The 26,347-nt window shown below is 70.8% G+C and carries 21 protein-coding genes; 14 read left to right on the forward strand and 7 right to left on the reverse strand.

Annotated features, from left to right (window positions below; all coding sequences use genetic code 11):
- Window positions 1–63 precede the first annotated feature (63 nt).
- The 5 genes from WFI52_RS07530 to xylA all read right to left on the reverse strand — a co-directional run bounded on the left by WFI52_RS07530 (window position 64) and on the right by xylA (window position 6,020).
- A complete protein-coding gene (locus WFI52_RS07530) occupies window positions 64–969 on the reverse strand; it encodes a PmoA family protein (protein ID WP_336626697.1) in 906 nt (301 codons plus the stop codon).
- On the reverse strand, window positions 969–2,090 hold the full coding sequence (locus tag WFI52_RS07535; protein ID WP_336626596.1) for a Gfo/Idh/MocA family protein: 1,122 nt from the start codon (window positions 2,088–2,090) through the stop codon (window positions 969–971). Before WFI52_RS07535 ends, WFI52_RS07530 begins: the two co-directional genes overlap by 1 nt.
- A 57-nt stretch (window positions 2,091–2,147) precedes the next feature.
- The gene (locus WFI52_RS07540) at window positions 2,148–3,404 is read right to left on the reverse strand and encodes a D-arabinono-1,4-lactone oxidase (protein ID WP_336626597.1); all 1,257 of its coding nucleotides are present in this window, start codon (window positions 3,402–3,404) and stop codon (window positions 2,148–2,150) included.
- Window positions 3,401–4,711 (reverse strand): xylulokinase, encoded by a 1,311-nt coding sequence (xylB, locus tag WFI52_RS07545; RefSeq protein ID WP_336626598.1) that lies wholly within the window; start codon window positions 4,709–4,711, stop codon window positions 3,401–3,403. The genes WFI52_RS07540 and xylB overlap by 4 nt, the downstream gene beginning before the upstream one ends.
- A 115-nt stretch (window positions 4,712–4,826) precedes the next feature.
- Window positions 4,827–6,020, reverse strand: coding sequence for a xylose isomerase (gene xylA / locus WFI52_RS07550; protein WP_336626599.1), 1,194 nt, complete (start codon window positions 6,018–6,020; stop codon window positions 4,827–4,829).
- A 105-nt stretch (window positions 6,021–6,125) separates the two neighbouring features.
- Between xylA and WFI52_RS07555 the strand changes: the two genes are divergently transcribed.
- Window positions 6,126–7,325, forward strand: a complete 1,200-nt coding sequence (locus tag WFI52_RS07555; RefSeq protein ID WP_336626600.1) for an ROK family transcriptional regulator — start codon at window positions 6,126–6,128, stop codon at window positions 7,323–7,325.
- Window positions 7,326–7,343: 18 nt separating this feature from the next.
- Here the strand turns inward: WFI52_RS07555 and WFI52_RS07560 are convergent, their stop codons facing one another.
- The gene (locus WFI52_RS07560) at window positions 7,344–8,954 is read right to left on the reverse strand and encodes an MFS transporter (RefSeq protein ID WP_336626601.1); all 1,611 of its coding nucleotides are present in this window, start codon (window positions 8,952–8,954) and stop codon (window positions 7,344–7,346) included.
- Window positions 8,955–9,173: 219 nt separating this feature from the next.
- Between WFI52_RS07560 and glgX the strand changes: the two genes are divergently transcribed.
- From glgX to WFI52_RS07615, 11 genes are all read left to right on the forward strand, one after another.
- On the forward strand, window positions 9,174–11,384 hold the full coding sequence (glgX, locus tag WFI52_RS07565) for a glycogen debranching protein GlgX (RefSeq protein WP_336626602.1): 2,211 nt from the start codon (window positions 9,174–9,176) through the stop codon (window positions 11,382–11,384).
- A 5-nt stretch (window positions 11,385–11,389) separates the two neighbouring features.
- A complete protein-coding gene (gene treY / locus WFI52_RS07570; RefSeq protein ID WP_336626603.1) occupies window positions 11,390–13,894 on the forward strand; it encodes a malto-oligosyltrehalose synthase in 2,505 nt (834 codons plus the stop codon).
- Between the two features lie 260 nt (window positions 13,895–14,154).
- Window positions 14,155–15,810: a TIGR04028 family ABC transporter substrate-binding protein gene (locus tag WFI52_RS07575; RefSeq protein WP_336626604.1), complete on the forward strand. Its 1,656-nt coding sequence runs from the start codon at window positions 14,155–14,157 to the stop codon at window positions 15,808–15,810.
- Window positions 15,811–15,813: 3 nt separating this feature from the next.
- Complete coding sequence (locus WFI52_RS07580; protein WP_336626605.1) at window positions 15,814–16,818, forward strand: ABC transporter permease; 1,005 nt, start codon at window positions 15,814–15,816, stop codon at window positions 16,816–16,818.
- Window positions 16,815–17,693 carry an ABC transporter permease gene (locus WFI52_RS07585; RefSeq protein ID WP_336626606.1) on the forward strand — a complete coding sequence of 293 codons (879 nt, stop codon included), beginning with the start codon at window positions 16,815–16,817 and terminating at the stop codon, window positions 17,691–17,693. The genes WFI52_RS07580 and WFI52_RS07585 overlap by 4 nt, the downstream gene beginning before the upstream one ends.
- Window positions 17,690–19,360 (forward strand): ABC transporter ATP-binding protein, encoded by a 1,671-nt coding sequence (locus WFI52_RS07590; protein WP_336626607.1) that lies wholly within the window; start codon window positions 17,690–17,692, stop codon window positions 19,358–19,360. Before WFI52_RS07585 ends, WFI52_RS07590 begins: the two co-directional genes overlap by 4 nt.
- Complete coding sequence (locus tag WFI52_RS07595) at window positions 19,357–20,433, forward strand: putative FMN-dependent luciferase-like monooxygenase (RefSeq protein WP_336626608.1); 1,077 nt, start codon at window positions 19,357–19,359, stop codon at window positions 20,431–20,433. Before WFI52_RS07590 ends, WFI52_RS07595 begins: the two co-directional genes overlap by 4 nt.
- Window positions 20,430–21,080, forward strand: a complete 651-nt coding sequence (locus WFI52_RS07600) for a CMD domain protein (protein WP_336626609.1) — start codon at window positions 20,430–20,432, stop codon at window positions 21,078–21,080. Before WFI52_RS07595 ends, WFI52_RS07600 begins: the two co-directional genes overlap by 4 nt.
- Entirely contained in the window at window positions 21,077–21,700 is a 624-nt protein-coding gene (locus WFI52_RS07605; RefSeq protein ID WP_294979728.1) for an alkylhydroperoxidase domain protein, read from the forward strand. Before WFI52_RS07600 ends, WFI52_RS07605 begins: the two co-directional genes overlap by 4 nt.
- On the forward strand, window positions 21,697–22,344 hold the full coding sequence (locus WFI52_RS07610) for a VOC family protein (protein ID WP_336626610.1): 648 nt from the start codon (window positions 21,697–21,699) through the stop codon (window positions 22,342–22,344). The genes WFI52_RS07605 and WFI52_RS07610 overlap by 4 nt, the downstream gene beginning before the upstream one ends.
- Entirely contained in the window at window positions 22,341–23,600 is a 1,260-nt protein-coding gene (locus WFI52_RS07615; RefSeq protein ID WP_336626611.1) for an amidohydrolase, read from the forward strand. Before WFI52_RS07610 ends, WFI52_RS07615 begins: the two co-directional genes overlap by 4 nt.
- A 70-nt stretch (window positions 23,601–23,670) precedes the next feature.
- Here WFI52_RS07615 and WFI52_RS07620 read toward each other — a convergent pair whose 3' ends face one another.
- On the reverse strand, window positions 23,671–24,159 hold the full coding sequence (locus WFI52_RS07620) for a DUF6326 family protein (protein WP_336626612.1): 489 nt from the start codon (window positions 24,157–24,159) through the stop codon (window positions 23,671–23,673).
- Window positions 24,160–24,273: 114 nt separating this feature from the next.
- Between WFI52_RS07620 and WFI52_RS07625 the strand changes: the two genes are divergently transcribed.
- Together WFI52_RS07625 and WFI52_RS07630 are read left to right on the forward strand one after the other, a co-directional pair.
- Complete coding sequence (locus tag WFI52_RS07625) at window positions 24,274–24,945, forward strand: TetR/AcrR family transcriptional regulator (RefSeq protein ID WP_336626613.1); 672 nt, start codon at window positions 24,274–24,276, stop codon at window positions 24,943–24,945.
- A 107-nt stretch (window positions 24,946–25,052) separates the two neighbouring features.
- Entirely contained in the window at window positions 25,053–26,339 is a 1,287-nt protein-coding gene (locus tag WFI52_RS07630; protein WP_336626614.1) for a serine hydrolase domain-containing protein, read from the forward strand.
- Window positions 26,340–26,347 lie beyond the last annotated feature (8 nt).

The following is a 26,347-nucleotide window of genomic DNA, read 5'->3' on the forward strand; positions in this document are numbered from 1 at the left end:
CTCATTATGGGAAAGCGTTTACCCCAAGATACAGCGAGTATTGCGAGGACGCAACAACAAATTTCAGATCGCGGGGAGCGGAGCGAGGGATTCCAGCGCGGCAGCGATGCGGGGCGCCGCGTCACGGTCGCCGTCGACGATTGCGACGGCGTACTGGAATGCGGCGGTCTCGGCGGGTGCGACCGTCTGCTCCGCGTGGAAGAACGGAGCCGGGCACAGCGCCGCGAACTCCTCGGTGCGCGCGAACCACTCCACGGGTCGCGCCGGTGCGGCGCCCGTGTCCTTCATCAGAATCAGCGAGGTCGCGTCGACCCCGTCGTGCCGGCCTTCGAAGGCCGCCCACTCCTGCCGGCTGCCGCGCACGTCGTCGCCCGTACCGACGCCGCCGGGCGTCACGATCGTGCCGCCCGCGAAGGAGCGCGGTCCGCGCCAGAACAATCCGCCGTAGCCCGCGTTCGCACGGCCGCGCGTCGTCGGCGAGCCGAGCGGAATCGCGCGATCGGTCACGTTCGTCATCGCGTGCGAGAACGTGAGTGCCCAGGCATCCTCATCGAGAAGTCGCGCCGTCACCGTGCGCATCTCGGTGAACATCGTCTCGCCCGATTGCGTGATCCACGCGAGGTCGTGAGCGAACCGCACGCCGCCGCCGGTCGACGCGAGGTCGGAGACGCCCACGTGCCGCTGCGCGCCGTTGTTCGGCAGGTCCACGTACCCCTGGCCGCGCACGTACGTCCCTCCGCCCCAGAAATTCTCGTTCTCGACGATCGGCAGGGCCCAGGCGAGACCCGTATGCCAGACGTGGTCCCAGGGGCGGAAGGCGGTCACGACGTGGCCCGCGAGAGTGCGGACGGGGTGCGCGTACGGTTTCGGCGACTCGATCTGCGGCGTATCGGGGGCGAAGACGTAGCGCAGCACCTCGGTGCCGTTCGCCACGACGGTCAGGGCGTGGCCGTCCGCATGCGCCTGCATCACGCGGGTGCAGCCGCCGTGTCGGGGGTGGCGGCGAAGGGGCGCATATCGCTGACCGGGCTCGCGAATCCCGTGCGGTGGGTCGCGTGCGTGGCGAGGTCGTCGGGCGCGATCACCGCTCCGCCCGCGGCGGACGACGCATAGATCGCCGCGACGATCTCGAACGACCGGCGCTGTTCCCGGGCGATCTCGGGCAACGCGCCGCCCGTCGCAAGAGCGGCGAACACCTCGCGGAGGAACGGCGCGTGGTTGCTGCGCTCGCCCTCGGTGGGGAACCGCCACTCGTCGGCCTGCGCCTCATACCCGGGCGCCGGTGTGATCGACCAATTCTCGAGACCGTGCGTGTAGAGGTGGTCGACCGTGACGGTCGCCCGTTGCGTGTCGATGCGGATGGAGCTCGTCTGTCGGGGGGAGACGGCGCTCGTCGTCGCCTGAGCGACGACTCCGTTCGCGAACGTGATCGTCGCTGTCGAGGCATCCTCGGTTTCGGTCTCTCTGTCGAGACGCCAGATGCGACCCTGGACGCTCGTCCAGTCGCCCATGAGGTGTGCCAGAAGGTCGATCTGATGGATGCCGTGACCGAGGGTCGTTCCGCCGCCTTCGGTCTGCCACTTCCCTCGCCACGGCGCGGCGAAGTAGTCCTCGTCGCGGTACCACAACGTCTCGCAGGTCGCGAGCAGGGGCCGCCCGAGGGCCCCCGACCGCAGGAGGTCCGCGACGTGTGCCGCCGCCGTGCCCGAGCGCTGCTGGAAGACGACGACGAGCTGGCGGTCGGCGCGGTCTGCAGCCGCGATCATCTCCTCGAACTCGTCGAGCGAGGGCGCGGGTGGCTTCTCGACGATGACGTGCGCGCCCGAGGCCAGCGCGGCGAGCGACTGATCACGGTGGGCGACGGGCGGGGTGCAGATGATGACGACGTCGGGGTGCTCTGCCTGCAGGAGTGCGTCGAGGTCGTTGTAGACGACGGGTGATCCCCAGCGGGCGGCGAAGGCGTCGGCCGTGCTGCGCACCGCGTCGACGACGGCGACGATCTCGGCGTGCGGGTCGTCGGCGATCGCAGCAGCGTGCAGGTGGGCGACGACGCCCGTGCCGACGATGGCGCATCGTTGCGGAGTGCTCATAGGGGCGAGTCTACGGAGAAAGATGGGAAAGCGCTATCCCAATCGTCGCTGGTTTCGTCAGAACCCCAGGCGCGCGAGGTGGTCGTTGACGAACACGCGGCGCGGGTCGAGGCGATCGCGAAGTGTGGTCATGTCCGCCCAGCGCGGGTAGAGCGGCGCGAGATCGGTGCGTGCGTGCAGCTTGCCCCAGTGCGGGCGGGCGACGGGCGGCAGGGCGGCCTCGAGGAGGGGCAGGAACTCCTCCACGGCCGGCTGGTCCGGCCGCCACGTGAAGTGGAACGCGACGCAGTCGCGCTCGAACGCGGGGCTCAGCCACAGCTCGTCGGCGGCGACCGTGCGGATCTCGCAGACCTGCAGCAGCGCGGCGATCCGCGAGTCGGAGTTCCCTGCCAGAGCGCGCAGCGCCGCGATGGCGTCCGGAGCGTCTGAGCGCGGCAGGAGGTACTCGGACTGCAGTTCATCGCCGTTCGACGGGGTGAACTCCTGACGGAAGTGCGGCAGCCGGTCGCCCGCCGGTCCGGGTGCGTCGAGCTGGACGGTGCAGGCCGACGCATCGACGCCGGGCAGGGGATGCCGCGGACCGTCGGCCGGCGTCGCGCCGAGAGCGCGCAGGGCCTCCTCGGGCGACGGATCGCTGTCGACGCGCTTCACCCAGATCTGATCGATCGCGTCGGCGCTTCGCCACGTCGTGAACAGGCTCACGCTGTACCCGAGTGACGTCACGGCGTCGAGGTCGCTGGCGACCTCGTCCCAGCGTGCGCCCTCGTAGACCCGCTGGCGCACCGTGAAGGCGGGCACGAGATCGAGTTCGACGTCGGTCACCGCGCCGAGCGCGCCGAGGTTCACGACGGCGCCGTCGAAGTCGGGGTCCCCGCGCCGCAGGGTGAGCTCGCCGCCGTCGGCGGTCATCAGGGTCAGGGCGCGGACGGCGCCCGCGAGACCCTGATTGCGATCGCCGGATCCGTGCGTCCCGGTCGCGACGGCACCCGCGACCGAGATGTGCGGCAGGGAGGCCATGTTCGCGAGCGCGTAGCCCTCGGCATCCACCGCCCGCGCCACCTCGCCGTACGTCAGCTGCCCCGAGACGCGGGCGACGCCCGCTGCGCGGTCGATCTCGCACAGCCGCGGCATGCGCTCCAGCGAGATGAGGGTGCCCGGGGTGTCGGCGATCGTGTTGAACGAATGGCGAGAGCCGAGCACACGGGCCGACGTGCTCTCGCCGATCACATCCGCGAGCTCCTGCCGCGAAGCCGGGCGCGCGATGTGCGCGGCGGCGTAGGTGAGGTTGCCCGCCCAGTTGCGCAGCGTCGTCACGACGTGGCCCCCGCGAGGGCGGCGGCCGCCTGGCGGGCGGCCCCGAGCGCGACGTACTCGGCGGGTTCGGGGCACTCCACCGGCACACCGAGGACGAGCGGGGCGATCTCGCGGACGGCCGCGGAGCGTGCCCCTCCGCCGATCAAGAGGGCGCGGGAGGTCGGCACGCCGAGCGCGCGAATGGCGTCGACGCCCGCGGCGAGGCCCGACAGCATGCCCTCCACGGCGGCTCGGGCGAGGTTCTCGCGCGTCGTCGAGGCGAGGGTCATGCCCGTGAGTTCGGCGGTCGCGTCGGGGAGGTTCGGGGTGCGCTCGCCCTCGAAGTAGGGGAGGAGGCGCAGGCCCCCGGCGCCGGGTTGCGCCTCGAGGGCGAGCGCGCTGAGCTCCGCGTGGTCGACACCGAGCAGGCGCGCGATCGCGTCGAGGACGCGCGCGGCGTTGAGCGTCGCGACGAGCGGCAGGAACGCGCCGTCCGCCGACGCGAACCCGGCGACCGTGCCGCTGTCGTCGATCGTCCGCGCGGCACTCACGGCGAAGATCGTGCCGCTCGTCCCGATCGAGACGACGACGTCGCCGACGGCGGCGCCGACACCGAGCGCGGCGGCGGCGTTGTCGCCCGCGCCGGGCGCGACGCGGCGGGCCGCGGCATCCGGCACCCACTCGTCCGCGGCGAGCACGCGCGGCAGCGTCGCGTCGTGGCCGAGTGCCGCAAAGAGCAGCTCGCGGTCGTAGTCGCCGGTCGCGGGGTTCCAGTACCCCGTCCCCGAGGCGTCGGAGCGGTCCGTGACGAGTTCGTCGAACGCGGGAAGTACGCCGTCCGCGACCGGGCCGTAGCCGCGCAGGCGCCAGGTGAGCCAGTCGTGCGGCAGGGCGACGGCCGCGACGCGTGCGGCATTGTCCGGCTCGGCATCCCGCAGCCAGCGGAGCTTCGTGATCGTGAAGGATGCCACGGGCACGAGCCCCGTCCGGCGGGCGAGCTCATCGGCGCCGAACTCGGCGATGAGGTCCGCCGCGGCCGGCGCCGAGCGGGTGTCGTTCCACAAGAGGGCGTCGCGCACCACCTCGCCGTGCTCGTCGAGGGTGACCATGCCGTGCTGCTGGCCGCCGATCGCCCACGCGGCGACGTCGTCCATGCCGCCGGCATCCGCGATCGCCGTCTGCAGCGCCGACCACCACGCCGCGGGGTCCACGCTCGTGCCGTCGGGGTGGCTCGCGCGCCCCTCGCGGACGATCGCGCCCGTCGCGGCATCCATGATCACGACCTTGCAGGACTGCGTCGACGAGTCGACGCCCATCACGAGTGCCATCGCGGCATCCTTTCGTTTCGTCATCCCTCCCGCGAGACCGCGCTTTCTCAGCGAGACCGGACGTCTGGATGCCGGGTCTCGCTGAGAAATGCGGGTCTCGCGGAGGCGGGGTGGGTCAGCGCGCGCCGAGCAGGTGCTCGGTCGCGAGCTGCTGCAGGCGGACGAATCCGAAGCCCTTGCCGCCCAGGTACGCGTTCGCGTCGAAGTCCTCGTAGGCGGAGCGGTCGGCGACGAAATCGTCGTACGTCTCGCCCGCGGCGAACGTCGGCTCGGCGAGCTCGGCGACGCGCGCGGCCGTGAGCGCCTCCTGCACCTCGGGGTCGGCGCGGAAGGCCGCGGCGCGCTCCTTGAGCAGCAGGTACGTGCGCATGTTCGCGGCGGCCGAATCCCACACGCCGGTCTCGTCCTCGGTGCGGCTCGGCTTGTAGTCGAAGTGGCGCGGGCCCGTGTAGGCCTGGCCGCCTCCGACGCCGCCGTTCTCGAGCAGGTCGACGAGAGCGAACGCGTTGTGCAGGTCGCCGTGCCCGAAGACGAGGTCCTGGTCGTACTTGATGCCGCGCTGGCCGTTCAGGTCGATGTGGAAGAGCTTGCCGTGGTACAGCGCCTGCGCGATGCCGGCGGCGAAGTTGAGCCCCGCCATCTGCTCGTGGCCGACCTCGGGGTTCAGGCCCACGAGTTCGGGGCGCTCGAGCGAGTCGATGAAGGCGAGCGCGTGGCCGACCGTGGGGAGCAGGATGTCGCCGCGGGGCTCGTTCGGCTTCGGTTCGATCGCGAAGCGCAGGTTGTAGCCCTTCGCCACGACGTAGTCGCCGAGGAAGTTGACGGCCTCGCGGTAGCGCTCGAGCGCCTGGCGGACATCCTTCGCGGAATCGTACTCGGCGCCCTCGCGGCCGCCCCACATGACGAACGTCTCCGCACCGAGCTCGGCGCCGAGGTCGATCTGGCGCAGCACCTTGCGGATCGCGAAGCGGCGCACGTCGCGGTCGTTCGAGGTGAACCCGCCGTCCTTGAAGACGGGCGCGGAGAACAGGTTCGTCGTGACCATCGGGATCTTCAGGCCCGTGGCATCCAGCGCGCCCTTCAGGCGATCGATCTGGTTCTGCCGCTCCGCATCGGTCGAGCCGAACGCGAACAGGTCGTCGTCGTGGAAGGTGAGGCCGTAGGCGCCGAGCTCGGCGAGCTTCTCGACCACGTGGACGACATCGAGGGGATGCCGCGTGGGCCCGCCGAACGGATCGGTGCCGTTGTACCCGACCGTCCAGAGGCCGAAGGTGAACTTGTCGGCGGGGGTGGGGACCGGACCGGACATGGGCGTGCTCCTTTGCGGAAGAGTTTGTTGTTGAAGACAACGTATATCAGGAGGGCGGGCGTGTCCACCCCTTTTCCAGGCGTAGACGCCGCCTATGGTGGACGGATGGAGACAGCGGGAACGACCGGCGAGGGGATGCGGCGGGCCAATCTGTCGCGCGTGCTGCGGCTCGTCCACGAACAGGGTCCGCTGTCGCGCGCCGTCCTCACCGACCGCACAGGGCTGAACCGATCGACGATCGCCGCCCTCGTCGGCGACCTCGCCGACGCCGGTCTCGTCGTCGAGGGCGCTGCCGAGGCGCTCGGCCGCGTCGGGCGGCCCTCGCCGCAGGTCACGGCCGCCCGCGACGTCGTCGCGATCGCGGTGAATCCCGAAGTGGATGCCGTGACGATCGCCGCGATCGGCCTCGACCTCGGCGTCGTCGCACGCGATCGCATCGAGGGGGACGCCCTCATCGACGCGGCGGGCGTCGCCGACCTCGTGGCGGAGCAGATCCGCACGTGGCGCGGCGGCGCGCTGGCGACGTGCCGCATCGCCGCCGTGGGCATCGCCGTGCCCGGCCTCGTCTCGGCATCCGACGGTCTCGTTCGGCGGGCGCCGCACCTCGAGTGGACGGATGCCCCGCTGCGCGAGCAGGTCGCCCGGGCGACTCATCTCGCGACCGTGATCGACAACGACGCCACCCTCGGCGCCCTCGCCGAACACCTCTCCGGAGCGGGCCGCGGCGCCCGCGATCTCGTCTACGTCAACGGCGGAGCGAGCGGCATCGGCGCCGGCCTCGTCATCGGCGACCGGCTCGTCCGCGGCGCGGGCGGGTACGCCGGTGAACTCGGGCAGAACCGCCCCGGGATCGTCGCCGCCGGCGACCGGCGATCGGGGCCCGGCGGGGTGCTCGAGGACGAGGTCAGCCGTGCACGGCTCCTCGCCGCCGTCGGGCTGCAGGCCGGCGACGAGCAGACGCTGGAGGCGGCGATCCACGCGGCGATCGCGGCGGGCGGGGTCGAGGTTCGCGACGAAGTCGAGCGCCAGCGGCGCATCCTCGCGACGGCGCTCGCGAACGTCGTCAACGTGCTGAACCCCTCCGCCGTCGTCCTGGGCGGCTTCCTCGCGACGCTGCTCGGCTACGACGCGGACGGGCTGCTCGCCGACGTCGCGACAGAGGCGATGGCGATGAATGCCGAGGACCTGCAGATCCTGCCCGCGGCGCTCGGCCCGGATCGGCTGCTCGTGGGCGCCGCCGAGATGGCGTTCGCGGCGCTCATCGACGATCCCCTCGGCGTCGAGATCGAGGCGCGCCGAGCCTGAGTGCGTGGCCGCTACGCGTCAGCGGCCGGTCCAGGCCCACTGGTCGTAGTTCTTGCCAGTCAGCAATTCCATAGCGTCACGTGCCTCGACGGTGACGTCGGCCTTCGACCCGCCGGCGCGCAGGCGCTCGATCTCGCTGATGATGAGCGCGTGATTCTGCCGGTTCAGGCGGAAGGTGATCGCGTTCCAGAGCAGCAGGACGAACAGGCCGCCGATGAGGAAGACGAGAAGCCCGGCGACATAGCCGGCGACGGTGTCAGGCTGCTGTTCCGGTGTCGGCAGCTTGCCGTCGATCTTCTCCGTGCGGAGTCCGCCGATCTGCAGCACGACGCCGACGAGCACCGTGATGACGACCGCCGAGGCCTTGCGGTAGAAGGTCATGACACCGGCGAAGATGCCCGCGCGCTTCTCCTTCGAGATGATCTCATCGAGATCGGGGATGAATGGGTACACGTTCCACGGCAGGAAGCCGATTACCGAACGGCCCAACTGGAACACGATCGACACTGCGACGAGCACCGTCATGATCGCGTTGTGCGGGATGGCGTCCTGCGTCAGGTACAGCACACCGTACGCGATCATCGCGATGAGACCGGTGGAGACCCCCACGATGTACAACGGGCGGGCGCCGAACCGGATGAACAATCCACCGAGGAAGGGTGCCAGGAACCAGCCGACGATCGAGAGCGAAAGGAGGATGTAGCCGTCGGTCGTCGTCTGGCCGGCCGCGATCAGCGAGTACGTCGCGAAGTACAGGAAGATCGTGTTGAAGGCGTCGATCGCGCCGTACGTTGCGAAGTAGAGCACGAGGTGCTTGCGGAACGTCTTGATGCGCAGTGTCGTGCCGACGGCGGCGAATGTGGCGACGATTCCCTGGAAGGGCGACAGCTTCGCCTCTTCGTCGAGCTTCTGCATCGCGATCTCATCGAGGGGCTGCTCCCACGTGGAGAAGAAGGCGATCAGCAGGATCACCGCGCCGAACGCGCCGTAGAGGATGCCGGTGTAGAGGTAGGTCGCGGGGTCGTCGGGGCCGAGCTGCGTCATGAGCCACGCCGGGATGATCGTCGTCAGCGACGAGGAGACGGCCGCGATCCACATGCGGAACGTGCCCATCTTTGTGCGCTGCACATAGTCGTTGGTCATGTCCGTCGGCAGTGTCTCCCACGGGATCACGATCATCGTGAAGATGAGCTCGAAAACGACGAGCGTGACGATGTAGTAGAGCGGGCTCGCCCCCGTGACCCATAGCAGGATGTACGACAGTGAGAGCGGAGCGCCGACCAGGAGGAAAAATCGGCGCCGACCGAACCGCTTTCCGAGCTTGGTGCGAGCGAAGAGGTCCGAGATGCGCCCCATGAGTGGCGACGCGACCGCGTCGATGATCAAGCGCCCGGTGACGATGATGAACGCCGCCATGAGGGGATCGATCCCGGCGAACGTCGTGTAGAAGAACAGCAGCGAGCCGCCGATGAAGCCGCTCGTGCCCGCGACGAACATGTCGACCGAACCCCAGCCAAGGGCGCGGTGCAGGCCCACGCGCCCGGCGGCCTTATCTGTGAGGAAGGGAGCCTTGATCGCGTGGGCGACGCGATGCATGACGTCGGAATCCTCGGTATCGGAGCGGGTCATGCTTAGCCTTCTCTCGTCTGCGGTTTCCGAGCCGGCTGCGATCTCCGGAACCTGTGGCGAATAAGTCTTTTTCGACAACAAATATGTAGTGTACCCGGACCGTCGTCCGCTCTCGGCTCCCATATCAACCCGAGTGCGCGACGTCCAGGGGTCACCCCGGATATCGGCCCGAAACGTGCACACCCTAGGCTGATCGGCAGACGACACGGGAGGCTCCACATGCAGGTATGGCCCGGATCCGCGTACCCGCTCGGGGCGACCTTCGACGGCAGCGGCACGAACTTCGCGCTGTTCAGCGAAGGCGCCGAGAAGGTCGAGCTGTGCTTGTTCGGCGACCGCGGCAAAGAGACGCGCGTCGAAATGCGCGACGTCGACGCGCACGTCTGGCACGCCTACCTGCCGACGGTCCAGCCCGGCACGCGCTACGGCTATCGCGTGTACGGCCCCAACGACCCCGCGCAGGGGCTGCGGTTCAACCCGAACAAGCTGCTGCTCGACCCCTACGCCAAGGCCGTGGAAGGCCAGATCGGCTGGAACCAGTCGGTCTTCGGCTACACCTTCGGCGACCCCGACTCGCGCAACGACGACGATTCGGCGGCCGCCATGATGAAGGGGGTCGTCATCAACCCCTACTTCGACTGGGCGGGCGACCGTCAGCCGAAGACACCGTACGCCGAAACCGTGATCTACGAGGCGCACGTGAAGGGCCTCACCGAGCGGCATCCCGACATTCCCGAAGAGATCCGCGGCACGTACAGCGCGATCGGGCACCCCGTGATCATCGAGCACCTCAAGCGCCTCGGCGTCACGGCGATCGAACTCATGCCCGTGCACCAGTTCGTCAACGACTCCACGCTCCAGGAGAAGGGGCTGTCGAACTACTGGGGCTACAACACGATCGCCTTCCTCGCGCCGCAGAACACGTACTCCTCGGCCGGCCAGCGCGGGCAGCAGGTGCAAGAGTTCAAGGGGATGGTGCGGGCCCTGCACGCGGCGGGCATCGAGGTCATCCTCGACGTCGTGTACAACCACACCGCCGAGGGCAATCACATGGGTCCCACCCTGTCGATGCGCGGCATCGACAACGAGGCGTACTACCGCCTCGAGCAGGACGACAAGCGGTACTACACCGACTACACCGGCACCGGCAACAGCATGAACGTCGGCAACCCGCACACGCTGCAGCTCATCATGGACTCCCTCCGGTACTGGGTGCTCGAGATGCACGTCGACGGCTTCCGGTTCGATCTCGCCGCCACGCTCGCGCGGGAGTTCTACGAGGTCGACAAGCTCGCCGCCTTCTTCGAAATCGTGCAGCAGGACCCGGTGATCAGCCAGGTCAAGCTCATCGCCGAGCCCTGGGACATCGGCCCCGGCGGGTACCAGGTCGGCAACTTCCCGCCCCAGTGGACGGAGTGGAACGGCAAGTACCGCGACACGGTCCGCGACTTCTGGCGCGGTGAGCCGTCGACCCTCGGCGAGTTCGCGTCGCGCCTGACCGGCTCGGCCGATCTGTACGAGCACGACGGGCGGCGGCCCGTGGCATCCATCAATTTCGTCACCGCCCACGACGGCTTCACGCTCCGCGATCTCGTGTCGTACAACGAGAAGCACAACGACGCCAACGGCGAGGACGGCAACGACGGCGAATCGCACAACCGCTCCTGGAACGGCGGCGTGGAAGGCCCGACCGACGACCCGGCGGTCCTGAAGCTCCGCGCCCGCCAGCAGCGGAACTTCCTCGCGACGCTGCTGATCAGTCAGGGCGTGCCGATGATCGCGCACGGCGACGAGCTCGGGCGCACGCAGGGCGGCAACAACAACGGCTACGCGCAGGACAACGAGATCACGTGGGTCGACTGGGAGCACGTCGATCAGCCGCTCATCGAGTTCACCGCCGCACTCACCCGCCTGCGCCGCGAGCACCCGACCTTCCGGCGCAGCCGGTTCTTCAACGGTCGCCCCGTACGCCGCGAGGCGGGTGCGCCCGTCCCCGACATCGCGTGGCTGCGGCCCGACGGCACGGAGATGCAGCCGGATGACTGGGACTCGGGCTTCGGGCGCGCGATCGGCGTATTCCTGAACGGCGACGGCATCCGCGAGCGCGACCGGCGGGGCCAGGAGATCCACGACCAGCACTTCTTCGTGCTGTTCAACGCCGGCGACGACGACGTGCAGTTCACGATCCCGAAGGCGGAGTTCAGCCCCGAGTGGGAGGTGCTCGTCGACACGGCGGGCGAGCGCGCCGACGAGGCGCCGCTGCACGGCGGCGACACGGTCGACGTTCCGGCGCGATCGCTCATGGTGCTGTGCCAGCACGAACCCGACGTGCCTGAGGTGGACCACTCGGTCGCCGCGTCGCTCGCGGCGCTCACGACGCCCATCGACATCGTCCCGGCGCCCGCTCCGCAGGCCGAACTCCCCCATTGATCGACGTGAGTCATCGACGGGGGAGTGCGCCCGCATCGACCTACCGTCTGCAGGTGCGCGCGGAATTCGACCTGGATGCCGCGGCGGCGGTCGTGCCGTACCTGCGTGACCTCGGCGTGGACTGGGCGTATCTCTCCCCGATCCTGCAGGCCGCATCGGGGTCGGCCCACGGGTACGACGTCGTCGACCCTACCCGCGTCGACGAGGCGCGCGGGGGTGCGGCGGGGCTCGCGCGGTTCGCGGCTGCGGCGCGGGCGGCGGGTCTCGGCATCCTGGTCGACATCGTCCCCAACCACCAGGGCGTCGCGACCCCCGCGGAGAACCCGTGGTGGTGGGACGTGCTGACCCACGGGGAGGCGTCGCGCCACGCCGACGCGTTCGACATCGACTGGCGATACGGCGGCGGCCGCGTGCGGTTGCCGGTGCTCGGCGGGGAACTCGACGAGGTGCTCGCGCGCGGCGAGATCGAGGTCGCGCCGCCCGCCGAGGGTGCACTCGTCTCACGCGAGGGTGCACTCGTTTCACGCGAGGGTGCACTGGCGCCGTTCGGGACCGCCACATACTTCGATCTCACGCTGCCGCTCGCCCCGGGCACGGCGCCGCTGCAGCCGACGACGGATGCCGCCGCCGTTCGCGACGTGCTCGCGAGGCAGCATTGGGAGCTCTGCTTCTGGCGGCGGGAGGCACAGCTCCTGAACTACCGCCGCTTCTTCACCGTGACCTCGCTCGCCGGCGTGCGCGTGGAGGACCCCGCGGTGTTCGCCGCGTCGCACGTCGAAGTGACGCGCTGGATTCGTGAAGGACTCGTCGACGGACTGCGCATCGACCACCCCGACGGTCTCGCCGACCCGGGTGGTTACCTCGACCGGCTGAGCAGCTGTTTTGCTGCACCCTCGGCGGGAACGAGTGCACCCTCGGGCGGAACGAGTGCACCCTCGGCGGGCGGGGCGGGATACGTCGTCGTCGAGAAGATCCTCGAGCCCGGTGAGGAGCTGCCCGGCTGGTGGGCGACGGACGGGACGACGGGCTACGACGCGCTCGGCGAGATCGATCGGGTGCTGACCGACCCTGACGGAGAACGGCCGCTGACCCTCGCTGATGCCTTCGCTCGCGGCGCCGCCAGCGACTGGCACGATCTCATCGCCGACACGAAGCGCACCATTGCCGACACCTCGCAGGCGGCCGAGGTCGGCCGCATCATCCGCGAGATCCCCGACGGCGAGGGAAGCGCCTTCGAGGACGATGACGAGGCGCGCGAGGCGATCGCGGAGCTTCTCGCCGCCTTCGGTGTCTACCGCGCGTACCTCCCCGCGGGCGCGGATCACCTCGCGGTTGCCGTCGACGCGGCATCCGCCCGCCGCCCCGATCTGGATCTCGCCCTCGCCTCGGCCGCGCGCCTCATCCGCCGGCGCCCGCACGGCGCCTTCGCGCGGCGCTTCATGCAGACCACCGGACCCGTCATGGCGAAGGGCGTCGAGGATCGCGCGTTCTACCGCTACGGTCGCCTCACGTCGCTGACCGAGGTCGGCGGCGACCCGTCGCAGTTCTCCCGCACCCCCGCGTCGTTCCATGACGCCCTCGCGACGCGGCAAGCGGCGTGGCCCCGCGCGATGACGACGCTCACGACGCACGACACGAAGCGCTCCGAAGACGTTCGCGCTCGCCTCGCCGTGCTCGCCGAGAAGGCGGAGATGTGGGCCCAGGCCCTCCGCGACCTCCGCGCGATCGCCGCGACGGGCGACGGCGCGCTCGACAATCTGCTCTGGCAGGCCGTCGTCGGCGCGTGGTCGGACGATCCCGCCCTCCCCGAGCGCCTGCATGCGTACGCCGAGAAGGCCGCGCGCGAGAGCGCCGTCGGCACCAGCTGGGAAGACCCCGAGCCGGTCTTCGAAGAGCGCGTGGCCGCGCTCATCGACGCCGCGTTCGGACCTGCGCGCGAGATCGTCGAGCGTGTGGTCGCGGCGATCGCCGCGCCGGGTCGCGTGAACGCCCTCTCGGCGAAGCTGCTGCAGCTCGCCGGTCCGGGCGTTCCGGACGTCTACCAGGGCACCGAGCTGTGGGATCTCTCTCTGGTGGACCCCGACAACCGCCGCCCGGTCGACTACGACGCCCGGCGAGCGCTCCTGCAGCGCATCGACGGGGGGTGGATGCCGGACGTCGAGGCGACGGGAGACGACGCCGGTGCCGCCAAGCTCCTCCTCGTCTCCCGCGTGCTGCGCCTCCGCCGCGATCGCCCCGAACTCTTCACCCGCTACACGCCGCTGGAGACGGTCGGTGCCGCGGCCTCCCACGCGCTCGCGTTCGACCGCGGCGGAGCGATCGCCGTCGCGACGCGTCTGCCGGTCGGCCTCGCCGCGCGGGGCGGATGGCAGGACGCCGCGGTCATGCTCCCGGGCGGCGAAGCTGCGCGGTGGCGCGACGCGCTCACCGGCCGCGTGGTCGCGGGTGGTGTCGCTCCTCTCGCCGCCGTTCTCGCGGATTATCCCGTCGCGCTGTTGACGCGCGACTGAGTGCACCCTCGCGCGAAACGAGTGCACCCTCGCGCGAAACGAGTGCACCCTCGCGGGAAACGAGTGCACCCTCGCGGGAAACGAGTGCACCCTCGCGCGAAACGAGTGCACCCTCGCGTGAAAGATGTTCCCGCGCGCGGGGAATCTTACGTTCCGTGACATCCGCTTACGTCGTGTGACCCCGGATTGGCGGCGTGCCGCGGCAGGTGGTGGGCTGAGGCATCCCTTGCACAGCACCACCGGATTCCCAGGAGACACTCATGTCCCGCTTCACCCGCACGGCGCTGGTCGCGGCATCCGCCGTTGCCGTCGTCGCCCTCGTCGCCGGCTGCGCCTCCGGCGCCTCGACGCCCGCCGCGTCCGAGACCGACGCCGCGCCGCAGCAGGGCGGCACGCTCAGCTACCTCGAGCCGCAGACATGGACGACGCTCTACCCGCCGTCCGCGGGCTTCTACCCGAACGGCGGAATCGTCAACAACATCACCGACCGCCTGCTGTACCAGAACCCCGACACGCTCGAGCTCGAGCCCTGGATCGCCACGGACTACACGGTCAACGACGATGCCACCGAGTACACGTTCGACCTGCGCACCGACGTCACCTATTCCGACGGCACGAAGCTCACCGCCGCGAACGTCGTGAAGAACCTCGACCTGTACGGCAAGGGCGACACGAACCGCGCCCTGCCCGTCTCCGAGGCGATCAACAACTACGACCACGGCGAGGTCGTGGACGACGACACGGTCGTCTTCCACTTCACCGCGCCGTCGCCGGGCTTCGCGCAGGCGGTGTCGACGATCAACTCCGGTCTGCTCTCGGATGCCACGCTGGATCGCGCGAGCGAAGGCTTCGGCCCCGGCAACGCGAAGGACATCATCGGCAGCGGCCCGTTCGTGGTCTCCGGTGAGGAGATCGGCACGAAGACGAGCGTCACGGCGCGTGCGGACTACGACTGGGCGCCGCCGTCGCTGGAACACCAGGGCGCCGCCTACCTCGACGGCATCGACTACATCGTCGCCGCCGAGAACAGCGTGCGTGTCGGCACCGTGGTCGCCGGGCAGGCCGACATCGCGCGCGGCATCCCGGCTCCGGACGAGGCCCAGTTCGCCGCCGGCGGTCTGTCGCTGCACGCCGCCGCCACGAACGGCGTCAACAACGGGCTGAGCTTCCGCTTCCGTGAGCCGCGGCTCGAGGACGTGCGCGTGCGCCAGGCGATCATCGCGGGCATCGACCGGCAGAAGATCGTCGACACCCTCTTCACCGCGAACTACCCGCTCGCGACCGGCGCGCTCGCCAAGACGGCGCTCGGTTACGTCGACACCTCCAGCTACTACACCTACGATCCGGACAAGGCGGCGAAGCTCCTCGACGAGGCCGGTTGGACGCTCGGCTCCGACGGCATCCGTGAGAAGGACGGCGAGAAGCTCTCACTCACGTTCAACGAGGCACTGCCCCAGCCCCGCTCGAAGGATGTCGTGACCCTCATCCAGGAGCAGTTGAAGGCGCTCGGCATCGAGGTGTCGCTCTACGCGGGAGACATGGCCGCACAGACCAAGGCATCGACCGACCAGTCGACGATCCAGGTGTACCACTCGATGGTCGGTCGCGCGGACTTCGACGTGCTGAAGTCGCAGTACTTCTCGAAGAACCGCAACACCCTGCTGAACCTCAACCCGGCCGATCAGACCGTGGGCGACCCCGAGCTCGACACGCTGCTGCTCGCGATCGCCTCCGAGCCGACCACCGCCGAGCGTCAGGCCGCGTCGGAAGCCGCGCAGAAGTACCTGGCTGAGAACGCCTACATTCTGCCGATCTTCGAGGAGCCGCAGGTCTTCGGCCTCACCGCCAAGGTGCACGGCTTCGACACCGAGTCGGTCGGACGCCCGTCGTTCTACTCCACCTGGCTCGCCGGCTGATCCATGTCGTACGTCCTTCGTCGTGTGGGCCAGGCGGTCATCGTCCTCGCTCTGGCCTACACGGCGGCCTATCTGCTCCTTGCGGCGCTGCCGGGCGATGCCATCATCGCCCGGTACGCGGCGCCCGAGTTGGGACTCACCCCCGACCAGATCGAGGCGATCCGCGAGGCCTACGGGGCCGACCAGCCCCTTATCGTCCGGTACGTGAAGTCGATCGCCGGCTTCCTCACGGGTGACTTCGGGTACTCCGTGGCCAGCGGCGCGGCGGTGTCCGACCTCGTGGCGACGGCTCTGCCGCAGACGCTCGTGCTCGCGGTGCTGGGACTCGTCGTCGCGATCTTCCTCGCGGTGACGATCGCGTTCACCGCGACGTACGGTGCGGGCGGGGCGCTGCGCCGGGCGTTTCGCAGCCTCCCTCCGTTCTTCGTCTCGCTCCCGGTGTTCTGGATCGGCATCATCCTCATTCAGATCTTCTCGTTCCGGCTCGGGCTCGTGCCCGTGATCGGGGCCGACCCGGTGCAGGCCCTCATCCTGCCCGTGGCGACCCTCGCGATTCCGATCGCGGCGCCGCTCGCGCAGGTGCTCATCCGCTCGATCGACGAGGTGCGCGAGCAGCCGTTCGTCACCGTCGTGCGCGCCCGCGGCGCCTCCACCTCATGGCTGCTCTGGCGCAACGTCGCCCGCAACGCCCTTCTGCCGACGCTCACGATGGCAGGGCTCCTGTTCGGTGAGCTCGTCGGCGGGGCCGTCGTCACCGAGACCGTCTTCGCGCGCGCCGGCATCGGCCAGCTCACCGCGCAGGCGGTCGCGAACCGCGACACCCCCGTGCTCCTCGCCGTCGTCGTGATCTCGACCGTCGCGTTCGTCGCCATCAATCTGATCGTCGACCTGCTCTACCCCGTCCTCGATGCGCGCCTGCGCACCGCCGACGGCGCTCGCGGCCGCTCGCGAACCTCGTCCGGGTCCACCCCGGAGCGCATCCCCGTCTCTGCAGGAGAATCCCGATGACTGCCCTCGCCACGACCGCCGGCCTGACGGACGACCCCGTCGCGGGCCCGTCGCCGGAGCGCCGCATCGCATGGTGCAGCCTCCTCTCCCGCGGCGGTTTCGTCGTGCCGGCGCTCGTCATCCTCCTGGCGCTCCTGTGGGCGCTGTTCCCCGCACTGTTCACGTCGCAGAACCCGACCGAGACCGTCGCGCCCGCATTGCAGGCGCCGAGCGCGGAGCACTGGTTCGGCACGGATGCCACGGGCCGTGACCTCTACGCGCGGGTCGTCTACGGGGCATCCCAATCGATTCTCGGCGCGCTCGTCGCCGTCGTCGTCGGACTCGTCGTGGGCACGGCGATCGGTGTGACGGCCGGGGCTCTCGGCGGCGGTGTCGACGAGGTGCTCATGCGCGTCGTCGACGTGCTCCTCGCGATTCCCGCGCTCCTCCTGTCGCTCAGCGTCGTGATCCTGCTCGGGTTCGGCACCGCGAGCGCAGCCGTCGCCGTCGGCGTCACGTCCATCGCGGTGTTCGCGCGACTTGCGCGCTCGCGCGTCGTCGGCGTGCGGGTGACCGACTACGTCGAGGCGGCCTACGGCTCGGGCGGGACGTTCTTCGGTGTGCTGTGGCGGCACGTGCTGCCCAACTCGCTGACCCCCGTCATCGCGCTCGCCGCGCTCCAGTTCGGGTCGGCGATCCTGCAGATCTCGACCCTCGGCTTTCTCGGGTACGGCGCCCCGCCGCCGACACCGGAGTGGGGTCTGCTCATCGCGGAGGGCCGCAACTACGTTGCGACGGCGTGGTGGCTGACGGTCCTCCCCGGCGTCGTCGTCGTCCTCGTCGTCCTCGCCACCAACCGCCTGAGTCAAGCGCTCCGAGGAGGCGATGCCGCATGAGCACGCAGCCGCTGCTGTCCATCCGCGACCTCGCCGTGCAGTACCGCACGCGGCGAGGCCCCGTCGAGGCCGTCCGCGGTGTCTCGTTCGACGTCGAGGCGGGCTCGGTCACCGCGCTCGTCGGCGAGTCCGGATCGGGCAAGACGACCGTTGCGCAGACCGTCATCGGTCTGTTGGCTACGAACGGCGCCGTGACCGCGGGGAGCATCCGACTGGCGGAGCGCACCGACGGTCTCACCGACCTCGTGGGCCTCTCCGAACGTCGCTGGCGGCACCTGCGCGGGCGCTGCATCGCCCTCATCCCGCAGGATCCGGGCAACTCCCTCAACCCCGTCGCCACGATCGGCTGGAGCGTCGGTGAAGCCCTGCGCATCCACGGGTGGAAGGATGCCGCGAAGATCCGCGCGCGCGTCGTGGACCTTCTCGAGCGCGTCGGCATCGACGACCCCGAGGCCCGGGCGCGGCAGTACCCGCATGAGCTGTCGGGCGGCATGCGCCAGCGCGTGCTGATCGCGGCGGCGCTCGCGCTCGAGCCCGAGCTGATCATCGCCGACGAGCCGACCAGCGCGCTCGATGTCACGGTGCAGCGGACGGTGCTCGATCTGCTCGACGAGCTCCGCGCGGAGACGGGCACCGGCATCCTCTTCATCACGCACGACCTCGCCGTCGCCGCCGACCGTTCCGACCGGATCGTCGTCATGCGCGGCGGCACCGTGCAGGAGGCGGGCGGGACCGCTGAGGTGCTGACCGCACCGACGTCGCCCTACACGCGGACTCTCCTCGCGGATGCCCCCTCACTCGCGCGCGTCGTCGAGCGCACCGCGCCGGCGGCGACCGCACCCGCGCCCCCGCTCGTCGAGGTCTCTCACCTCACTCAGGAGTTCCGCCGCCCGGGACGCGCGCCCTTCGTCGCCGTCGACGACGTGTCGTTCACGGTCGCGCGGGGGACGACGCACGCGCTCGTCGGGGAGTCGGGCTCGGGTAAGACGACGACGGGGCGTGCCGTCGCGGGCTTCCGCGCGCCGACGTCCGGGACCGTCCGCGTCGGCGATACCGAGGTGACGGCGCTCGCGTCCGGCCGCGCGCGGCGGGCGTTCCACCGGACGACCCAGCTGGTCTACCAGAACCCGTACGCGTCACTCGACCCGCGGCAGAGCGTCGCCGACATCCTGAGCGAGCCGCTGCGCAACTTCCAGATCGGCACCCGCGCCGAGCGGACCGACCGGGTCGCGCACCATCTGGAGCTCGTCGCCCTCGCGCCGGAGATCGCGGCGCGGCATCCGCGTGAGCTCTCCGGCGGTCAGCGCCAGCGCGTCGCGATCGCCCGCGCGCTGATCGTCGAGCCCGAGCTCGTCGTGCTCGACGAGGCGGTGTCGGCGCTCGACGTCACCGTGCAGGCGCAGATCCTCCGACTGCTCGCCCGCCTGCAGGAGGAGCTCGGTCTCACCTACGTGTTCATCTCGCACGATCTCGCCGTCGTTCGACAGATCTCCGACACCGTGTCGGTGCTCCAGCGTGGCCGTCAGGTCGAACACGGGGTGGCGCAGGCGGTGTTCGACGACCCGCAGCATGGGTACACCAAGGAGCTGCTCGCGGCGATCCCCGGGGGGTCGCTCCGCGCCCCCGAACCCCATCTCGACGACCGCAAGGAAGAGGTATCCGTATGACCGGCCCCCGACTCGGGTTCTTCACGCGCCTCCTCGAAGACGCCCCCGCTGCGGACCGTTACCGGTTCGCCCTCGAACAGATCGATCAGGCCGAGCGCAGCGGGTTCGCCTCGGCGTGGATCGCGCAGCACCATTTCGGCGCCGATGAGGGCGGCCTGCCCTCGCCCTTCGTGCTGCTCGCGGCGGCGGCAGCGCGGACGACCCGCATCGCCCTCGCGACGGGCGTCGTCACTCTGCCACTCGACGACCCCCTCCGCGTCGCGGAGGATGCCGTCGTGCTCGACCAGCTGAGCGGAGGGCGCGTGCAGCTGGGGCTCGCGACCGGCGGCACGCCGTCGTCGTTCGCGGCGTTCGGGCGTGACTCGGATCGCCGCCGTGAGATCTTCGCCGAGCACTTCGAGGTGCTCCTCGACGCGCTCGCCGGTCGCGGCATCCGCGGTACGGCATCGGAGATCTACCCGGCCGCCGGCGATCTCGGCGAGCGCATCTGGCAGGCGACATTCTCCGTGGACGGCGGGCGCCGCGCCGGCGAGCGCGGTGACGGGCTGCTGCTCTCGCGCACCCAGCCGCGCGGCGACGCGGGACCGGATGCCCCGCTGCACACCCTGCAGCTGCCGATCGTCGAGGCGTACCGTGCGGCGCTTCCCGAGGGCGCGCCGGTACGCATCCTCGCGTCGCGGACGGCAGTCGTCGTCGACCCCGAGGACCGGACGCGCGCTCTCGAGCTCGCCGAGACGGGCCTGCGCCAACTCGCCCGCACGCTCCTCGGTTTCGACCCCGACGGCCTCTCGATCGACGAACTCGCCCGGCTCACCGATACGCACATCGGCACCGTCGACGAGGTCGTCGCCTCGCTCGCCGCCGACCAGACGCTCGCCGCCGTCAGCGACGTGTCGTTCCAGGTGCACTCGGTCGCCGCGACCCACGAGCTGACCCTCCGGTCGCTCCAGCTCCTCGCCGACGAGGTGGCACCCCGCCTCGGCTTCGCGACGGGCCCGGACGCCGCCGCCGATCTCCACCGCGCGCACCGCCCGCTCGCGGCCGCCGTCCCCGCTCAGGAAGGAACACGATGACCGCCTCCGCCGACATCATCGACCTGCTCGCCGGCATCGCGCCCGGCGATCCCCTCACCGCCGTCCGCGACCAGCGAGCCCAAGCGCGCGAGAACGCGCAGCGCAGCTTCACGGCGCTCCTCGAACCGGAAGACCCCGGCACGTTCACCCTCGCCGAGCGCTACGCCGTGGCCGCGTTCGTCGCCCGGCTCCACGGCTTCGACGCGGCGACCGCGTTCTACGACGACCTCCTCGGCGACGAGGCGCCCGAGCTCGTCGGCGCCGTCGCCGCGGCGGCCGCCGCCACGGCGACGCAGGGCCCGTACGGCGCCTACCGCGAGCCGCAGCTCGCGGGCGAATCGACGGCGGGCCCGCGGTGGACGGCGCGCGAGGTGGATGCCGCGGCATCCGACTCCCTCGGCCCGCGGCTCGCCGCTGCCCTCGCGCACACGCACACGCTCGTGTTCCGTCCGCGCGAAGCGCGTGCGGACGCGCTTCGGGCCCTCGTGGCCGCGTCCTGGAGCGCCGACGACATCGTGTCGCTGTCGCAGCTGGTCGCCTTCCTCGCCTTCCAGCTCCGGCTCGCGTGGGGACTGCGCGTGCTCGCGGCAGCCGGCCCCGCCGACGCCGAGGCGTCCGCCCTCTCGACCGAAGGAGCGATTCGATGACCGCGCTCGTCACCGACTACCCCGACCTGGCCCGGCCCGAGGCGTTCACGCAGCAGGGTCTCGGGTGGGTGCCGTGGCTCGAGCCCGTCGCCGAGGACGACCTCACCGACGTCCAGCGCGAGGCGCTCATCGAACCCGCCCGCGCCAAGATGCCGTACTTCCGGCTGCTCGCGCGCGACCCCGCCGCCCTTCACGCGCGCACGCTGACCGATCTCGACATCTTCTACAACGTCACGGGCGGCATCGGCCGCGCCGAGCGCGAGCTCGCCGCCGCGGCGACCTCGCGCTCCAACGGCTGCGTGTTCTGCGCGTCGGTCCACGCCGCCTCCGCGACCCGCGAGTCGGGTCGCGAAGCCGACGTGCAGCGCCTACTCGACGAGGGGGTGCAGGCCGATCTCGGCGACGAGACGTGGAACGCCGTCACGGCGGCATCCGTCGCCCTCGCCGAGACGCCGCTCGCCTTCGGTGCGGGCGACATCGCGCGGCTGCGCGCCGCCGGCCTCGACGACGCGGAGATCGTCGACGTCATCGGGGGCGCCGCCTTCTTCAACTGGGCGAACCGGCTCATGCTGTCGCTCGGCGAACCCGAAGTCCCCACCCGGCAGCGAGGAAACCGATGAGGATCCCCACCCTTCTCGACCATGTCGTCATCGCAGGCCCCGACCTCCCTGCGCTCGTGGACTGGTTCGCCGAGCGCACGGGCGTCGTCGCGGCTCCCGGCGGCGCGCACCCGACGGGCACCGCCAACGCGCTCGTCGCGCTGACGATCGACGGGCGCCGCGGCCCGCAGTACATCGAGCTGATCGGCCCGAACCCGGACCGGTCGGAGCCCGAGCTGCCCGAGACGTTCGGCATCTCGACGTTCAGCGCGCCGTCCGTGCAGGCGTACGCCGTCCACCCCGCCGACATCGAGGCGACGGTCGCGGCGGCGCGCGCGGGCGGCTACGATCCGGGCGACGTCAGCGACCTGTCGCGGCGCACCCCCGACGGCACCCTCCTCGAGTGGCGCCTTACTCGCGGCGAGCACCGCCGCATCGACGTGCCGTTCCTCATCGACTGGGGCACGACGCCTCAGCCCGGGCTCAGCGACATCCCGACAGTCGAGCTCGTCTCGCTCGTGCGCACGGAGCCCGACCCGGCGCCGCTGCGCGAGATCCTCGCCGCGTTCGACCTCGGCGACGGGCTCGCCGAGGTCGTCGCGGGTGACGCCGCAGGCTTCCGGCTGACGCTGCGCACCCCAGCCGGCGATCTCGTCGATCTGTGACCGACGCTGTGACCGACGCGGAGGCCCTGCCCGCCGCTGCGCCCGCAGACGACGAGATCGCGGCGGCCGTCGAGCGCCTGCGCCCCGACCTCGCCCGGCTCGCCCGCGAGCTCTACGACGAGCCCGAGATCGGCTTCGAAGAGCATGCGTCCGTCGCGCGCATCGCGGCCCTCCTCAGGGCGCACGGCGTGGATGCCGAGGTGGGTGCTTTCGGGCTCGACACGGCTCTGCGGGCGCGCGCCGGGGCGGATGCCGCGGCATCCGCCCCCCACTTCGCGATCATCGCGGAGTACGACGCGCTCCCCGGCATCGGGCACGCGTGCGGGCACAACATCATCGCCGGCGTGGCGGTCGGGGCGTTCCTCGCGGCGGCGCCGATCGTCGCGCGGCTCGGCGGTCGGCTCTCGCTCATCGGCACCCCCGCGGAGGAGAACGGCGGCGGCAAGGAGCTCATCATCCGTGCGGGCGGGTTCGACGACGTGGACGCCGCCGGCATGGTCCACCCCTCGAGCGGCCGGGGGACGAGTTCCGTCCTCGGCCAGCGGACGACGGGAGTGCGCCGCGTCGCGGTCAGCTTCCACGGCCGCGCGGCGCACGCCGCAGGCGCGCCCTGGCTCGGACGCAACGCGCTCGACGGCGTCGTCACGGCGTATCAGAGCGTCGCGCAGCTGCGTCAGCACATCCTCCCCACCGATCGCATCCACGGGATCATCACCGACGGCGGTGCGGCGCCGAACATCGTGCCCGAGCGGGCGTCGGCCCTCTTCTACGTCCGCTCGGCCGACGTCGGGGCGCTCCGGGAGCTCACCGATCGAGTCGTCGCCGCCATCGAGGGCGCGGCGCTCGCGACGGGCACGCGCGCCGAGATCGACCTCGACCCGGTGCCTCCGTACCTGCCGCTCGAGACCAACACGGCCCTCACCGGCCGCTGGACGCGGGCTTTCGCCGCACGCGGGCACGACATCCCGCCGCCTGCGGCGCCGCCGCAGGGCGGGCCCTCGACCGACATGGGCAACGTGAGCCGGCTCGTCCCCTCGATCCATCCCGCGCTGGGACTCGGCGGCCCCGACGACGTGTTCCCTCACAACGCGGCCTTCGCCGACCTGACGGTGCTCCCGCCGGCGATCGACGCCCTCGTGGATGCCGCGTCGGCGCTCGCCGCGACGGCGGTCGCCTACGTCTCCGACCCCGAGCTGCGCGCCGCGGCGGCGGCCGAGTTCGCGGCATCCGGCGGCCCGTCGCGCTGGGAGGATTGACGCACGAGGCAGTCCGGCGTGAGGGGCGGGCCGTCACCGGGGTGACGAACCGCCCCTCGTCTTCGGGCGGTCAGGCGGTGTCTGGCCGTCGCGTCGACGTCCAGGCGACACGCACGATGAGAGCGAGCAGGAGCACCTCGACGCCGATGGAGAGCACGTAGAAGGGCACCCACTCCGGCGTCGTGCCGGCGATGTTGAACACCGTATACGGCACGTAGAGCAGTGCCACGATGATGTTGACGAGACGGTTGGCCCGTGCGGGCAGCGTCACGGAGAGCGTGATCATCAGCGCCGGGATCATCACCGAGGCGAGCATGCCCGTGAGGAGTGGAGGGCTGACCTCGAACCTCCAGACGAGTCCGTCGAGGATGCCGGCGACGACCCCGGGCTTGTAGAAGTTGAGCACGTCGACGTAGACGTAGAGGAACATGAAGCTGGTCCACGCAGCAGCGAGCTTCACCCGCGGTGGCACGGGCGTGCGTTCGGCGAGCGTGCGCGCGGTGGCCGTGGTCTGAGGAGCAGGGTGTGGGGCCGACTGAGGGGCGCGGTGCAGGGACATCGGGTCTCCTTCGAAGAGATGATGGGTATGTCGTACAGCGTACGACGTACAGTGTACGACAGCGCGTACGCCGTACGATAGTCCCCGAACCGCCGTGAGTGAGGAGACCCTCGAATGACGCAGGGACGGGAGCCCGCCGCGGAGCCGGAAGGTCTGAGCGCGGCGCGCGTCGTCGCCGAGGCCGTCCGCATCGCCGACGACGCGGGGGTCGAAGGCCTCAGCATGCGGCGCCTCGCCACCGCACTCGGAGCGGGCGCGATGTCGCTGTATCACTACATCGCGAACAAAGACGAACTGCTCGACGCGATGGTCGACGTCGTCTTCGCCGAGATCGAGCCGCCGCCGCTCGACGTCGACTGGAAGGTCGCGATGCGGGCGGAAGCCCTCTCTGCCCGCGAGGCCCTCGCGCGCCACCCGTGGGCGATCAGCCTCATGGAGTCCCGGACCACGCCCGGGCCGGCGAACCTGCGCCATCGCGAGGCTGTCACGGCGTGCCTCCGTCGCGCCGGGTTCTCGGTCGTGATGGCCACGCACGCCAACTGGCTGCTCAACGGGCACGTCTACGGGTATGCCATGCAGGAGGCGAACGTGCCGTTCGACAGCGCGGACGCGCTCGCGGACATGACCGAGGAGGTCTACCTCCCTCAGCTCCCGCCGGATCAGTTCCCGTACCTGAACGAGTCCGCGACCGAGCTCCTCGCGATCGGCTACGACCCGACGCAGGAGTTCCTCTACGGGATCGACCTGCTCCTCGACGCCCTCGACGCCCGGAGGATCGGCGGCTGACGGCGCCGAAGACATGGGCCTGGGTCCCTTCCCCTCAGCGCGCGTTCGACCGCACAGTGGGACAGTCCACCCGAAGGACGCAGAACACCCGTCGTGAAAGGTCCGCCATGCGACCGCGCCGCTCCCTCCCGCTCATCACGGCCGTCACCGCTCTCCTCCTCTCGGGGTGTGCGGCACAGGCCGGCCCGGACCCGGCGGCATCCGCCACGGCCTCCGCCGCCCCCGTCTCGACGTGCGTCGCCGACCCCGAGGCGGTGATCGCGCGCACCCAGGCGCTCCCCACGAGCGCCATGCCCGCCGTGCTCGCCGCAACGATCGACGCCGCCGCACAGGCGGGTTTCGCCGCGGCGGCGGCACCGGGCGCGATCGTCGCCGTGCAGTCTCCGGACGGACTCTTCCTCCAGGCCTACGGCATCGCCGATCCGACCACGGGCGCGGCGATGACGACCGACCTCTACCAGCGGGTCGGCTCGATCACGAAGCCCTTCACGGTGACGCTCCTCGCCCAGCTCGCCGCCGAAGGAGAGCTCAGCCTCGACGACCCTATCTCGGAGTACATCGACGGCGTGGAGGGAGGAGACGGCATCACGCTGCGCGAGCTCGCCGACATGACGAGCGGGATCGCGAGCTACACGCTCGACGAGGCCTGGCAGGCGCGGTTCTTCGACGAGCCTCTGACGCAGTGGACGCCCGACGAGCTGATCCGCGTGGGCACGTCGCTGCCCGCGAAGGGCTTCGCCCCCGGCACAGCCTTCGACTACTCCAACACCAACACCGTGCTCCTCGGTCGGGTGATCGAGAAGGTGACCGGCCGATCCTACGGCGACGCCCTCACGAACGGGATTCTGAAGCCTCTCGGGATGGACCATTCCGTGTTCCCCGTGGATGCCGCATTCCCCTCCCCACACGCGCGCGGATACACGCTGCAGGGCGGCCGCGCCACCCCCGACGCCCCCGAGGAGACGACCGACTGGAACCCCTCCTGGGCCTGGTCGGCGGGCGGGCTCATCTCCTCGGCATCCGACCTCCTGACCTTCGGACGCGCCGAGGCGACCGGCGCCGGACTCCTCCCGGCGGCCGCGCAACTCGACCGCCTGACATCGTTCCGCGAGTTCAACGGGGCGGGCGCCGGTGGCTACGGTCTCGGCTGGGGATGTCAGAACGGCTGGGTCGGTCACGCGGGTGAGCTGCCGGGCTACAACTCCTCGATGTTCTACGACACCGCCCACGACGTGACCGTCATCACGATGACGAACAGCGACATCCCCTCCGGCGACTGCGAGGCGCCGACGCTGGCGTACAACCCCACGGGCATCGTGTGCAGCTCGCCGGCGACGCGCATCTTCACGTCGATCGCCGCGGCTCTCGGAACCCCTTTCGCCCCGCAGCGGTGATCCGGCTC

This window comes from Microbacterium sp. MMO-20, from assembly GCF_037147735.1.
In the GTDB taxonomy this organism is placed as follows: domain Bacteria; phylum Actinomycetota; class Actinomycetes; order Actinomycetales; family Microbacteriaceae; genus Microbacterium.

Excerpts from the sequence above, each read along its gene's own strand:
- xylB (WP_336626598.1), bottom strand. The coding sequence starts at position 4,711 with ATGGCACTCGTGATGGGCGTCGACTCGTCGACGCAGTCCTGCAAGGTC.
- WFI52_RS07575 (WP_336626604.1), top strand. The coding sequence starts at position 14,155 with ATGTCCCGCTTCACCCGCACGGCGCTGGTCGCGGCATCCGCCGTTGCC.
- WFI52_RS07600 (WP_336626609.1), top strand. The coding sequence starts at position 20,430 with ATGACCGCCTCCGCCGACATCATCGACCTGCTCGCCGGCATCGCGCCC.
- WFI52_RS07605 (WP_294979728.1), top strand. The coding sequence starts at position 21,077 with ATGACCGCGCTCGTCACCGACTACCCCGACCTGGCCCGGCCCGAGGCG.
- WFI52_RS07585 (WP_336626606.1), top strand. The coding sequence starts at position 16,815 with ATGACTGCCCTCGCCACGACCGCCGGCCTGACGGACGACCCCGTCGCG.
- WFI52_RS07580 (WP_336626605.1), top strand. The coding sequence starts at position 15,814 with ATGTCGTACGTCCTTCGTCGTGTGGGCCAGGCGGTCATCGTCCTCGCT.
- WFI52_RS07610 (WP_336626610.1), top strand. The coding sequence starts at position 21,697 with ATGAGGATCCCCACCCTTCTCGACCATGTCGTCATCGCAGGCCCCGAC.
- WFI52_RS07620 (WP_336626612.1), bottom strand. The coding sequence starts at position 24,159 with ATGTCCCTGCACCGCGCCCCTCAGTCGGCCCCACACCCTGCTCCTCAG.
- WFI52_RS07530 (WP_336626697.1), bottom strand. The coding sequence starts at position 969 with ATGCAGGCGCATGCGGACGGCCACGCCCTGACCGTCGTGGCGAACGGC.
- xylA (WP_336626599.1), bottom strand. The coding sequence starts at position 6,020 with ATGTCCGGTCCGGTCCCCACCCCCGCCGACAAGTTCACCTTCGGCCTC.
- WFI52_RS07535 (WP_336626596.1), bottom strand. The coding sequence starts at position 2,090 with ATGAGCACTCCGCAACGATGCGCCATCGTCGGCACGGGCGTCGTCGCC.
- WFI52_RS07630 (WP_336626614.1), top strand. The coding sequence starts at position 25,053 with ATGCGACCGCGCCGCTCCCTCCCGCTCATCACGGCCGTCACCGCTCTC.
- glgX (WP_336626602.1), top strand. The coding sequence starts at position 9,174 with ATGCAGGTATGGCCCGGATCCGCGTACCCGCTCGGGGCGACCTTCGAC.
- WFI52_RS07560 (WP_336626601.1), bottom strand. The coding sequence starts at position 8,954 with ATGACCCGCTCCGATACCGAGGATTCCGACGTCATGCATCGCGTCGCC.
- WFI52_RS07625 (WP_336626613.1), top strand. The coding sequence starts at position 24,274 with ATGACGCAGGGACGGGAGCCCGCCGCGGAGCCGGAAGGTCTGAGCGCG.
- WFI52_RS07595 (WP_336626608.1), top strand. The coding sequence starts at position 19,357 with ATGACCGGCCCCCGACTCGGGTTCTTCACGCGCCTCCTCGAAGACGCC.
- WFI52_RS07590 (WP_336626607.1), top strand. The coding sequence starts at position 17,690 with ATGAGCACGCAGCCGCTGCTGTCCATCCGCGACCTCGCCGTGCAGTAC.
- WFI52_RS07555 (WP_336626600.1), top strand. The coding sequence starts at position 6,126 with ATGGAGACAGCGGGAACGACCGGCGAGGGGATGCGGCGGGCCAATCTG.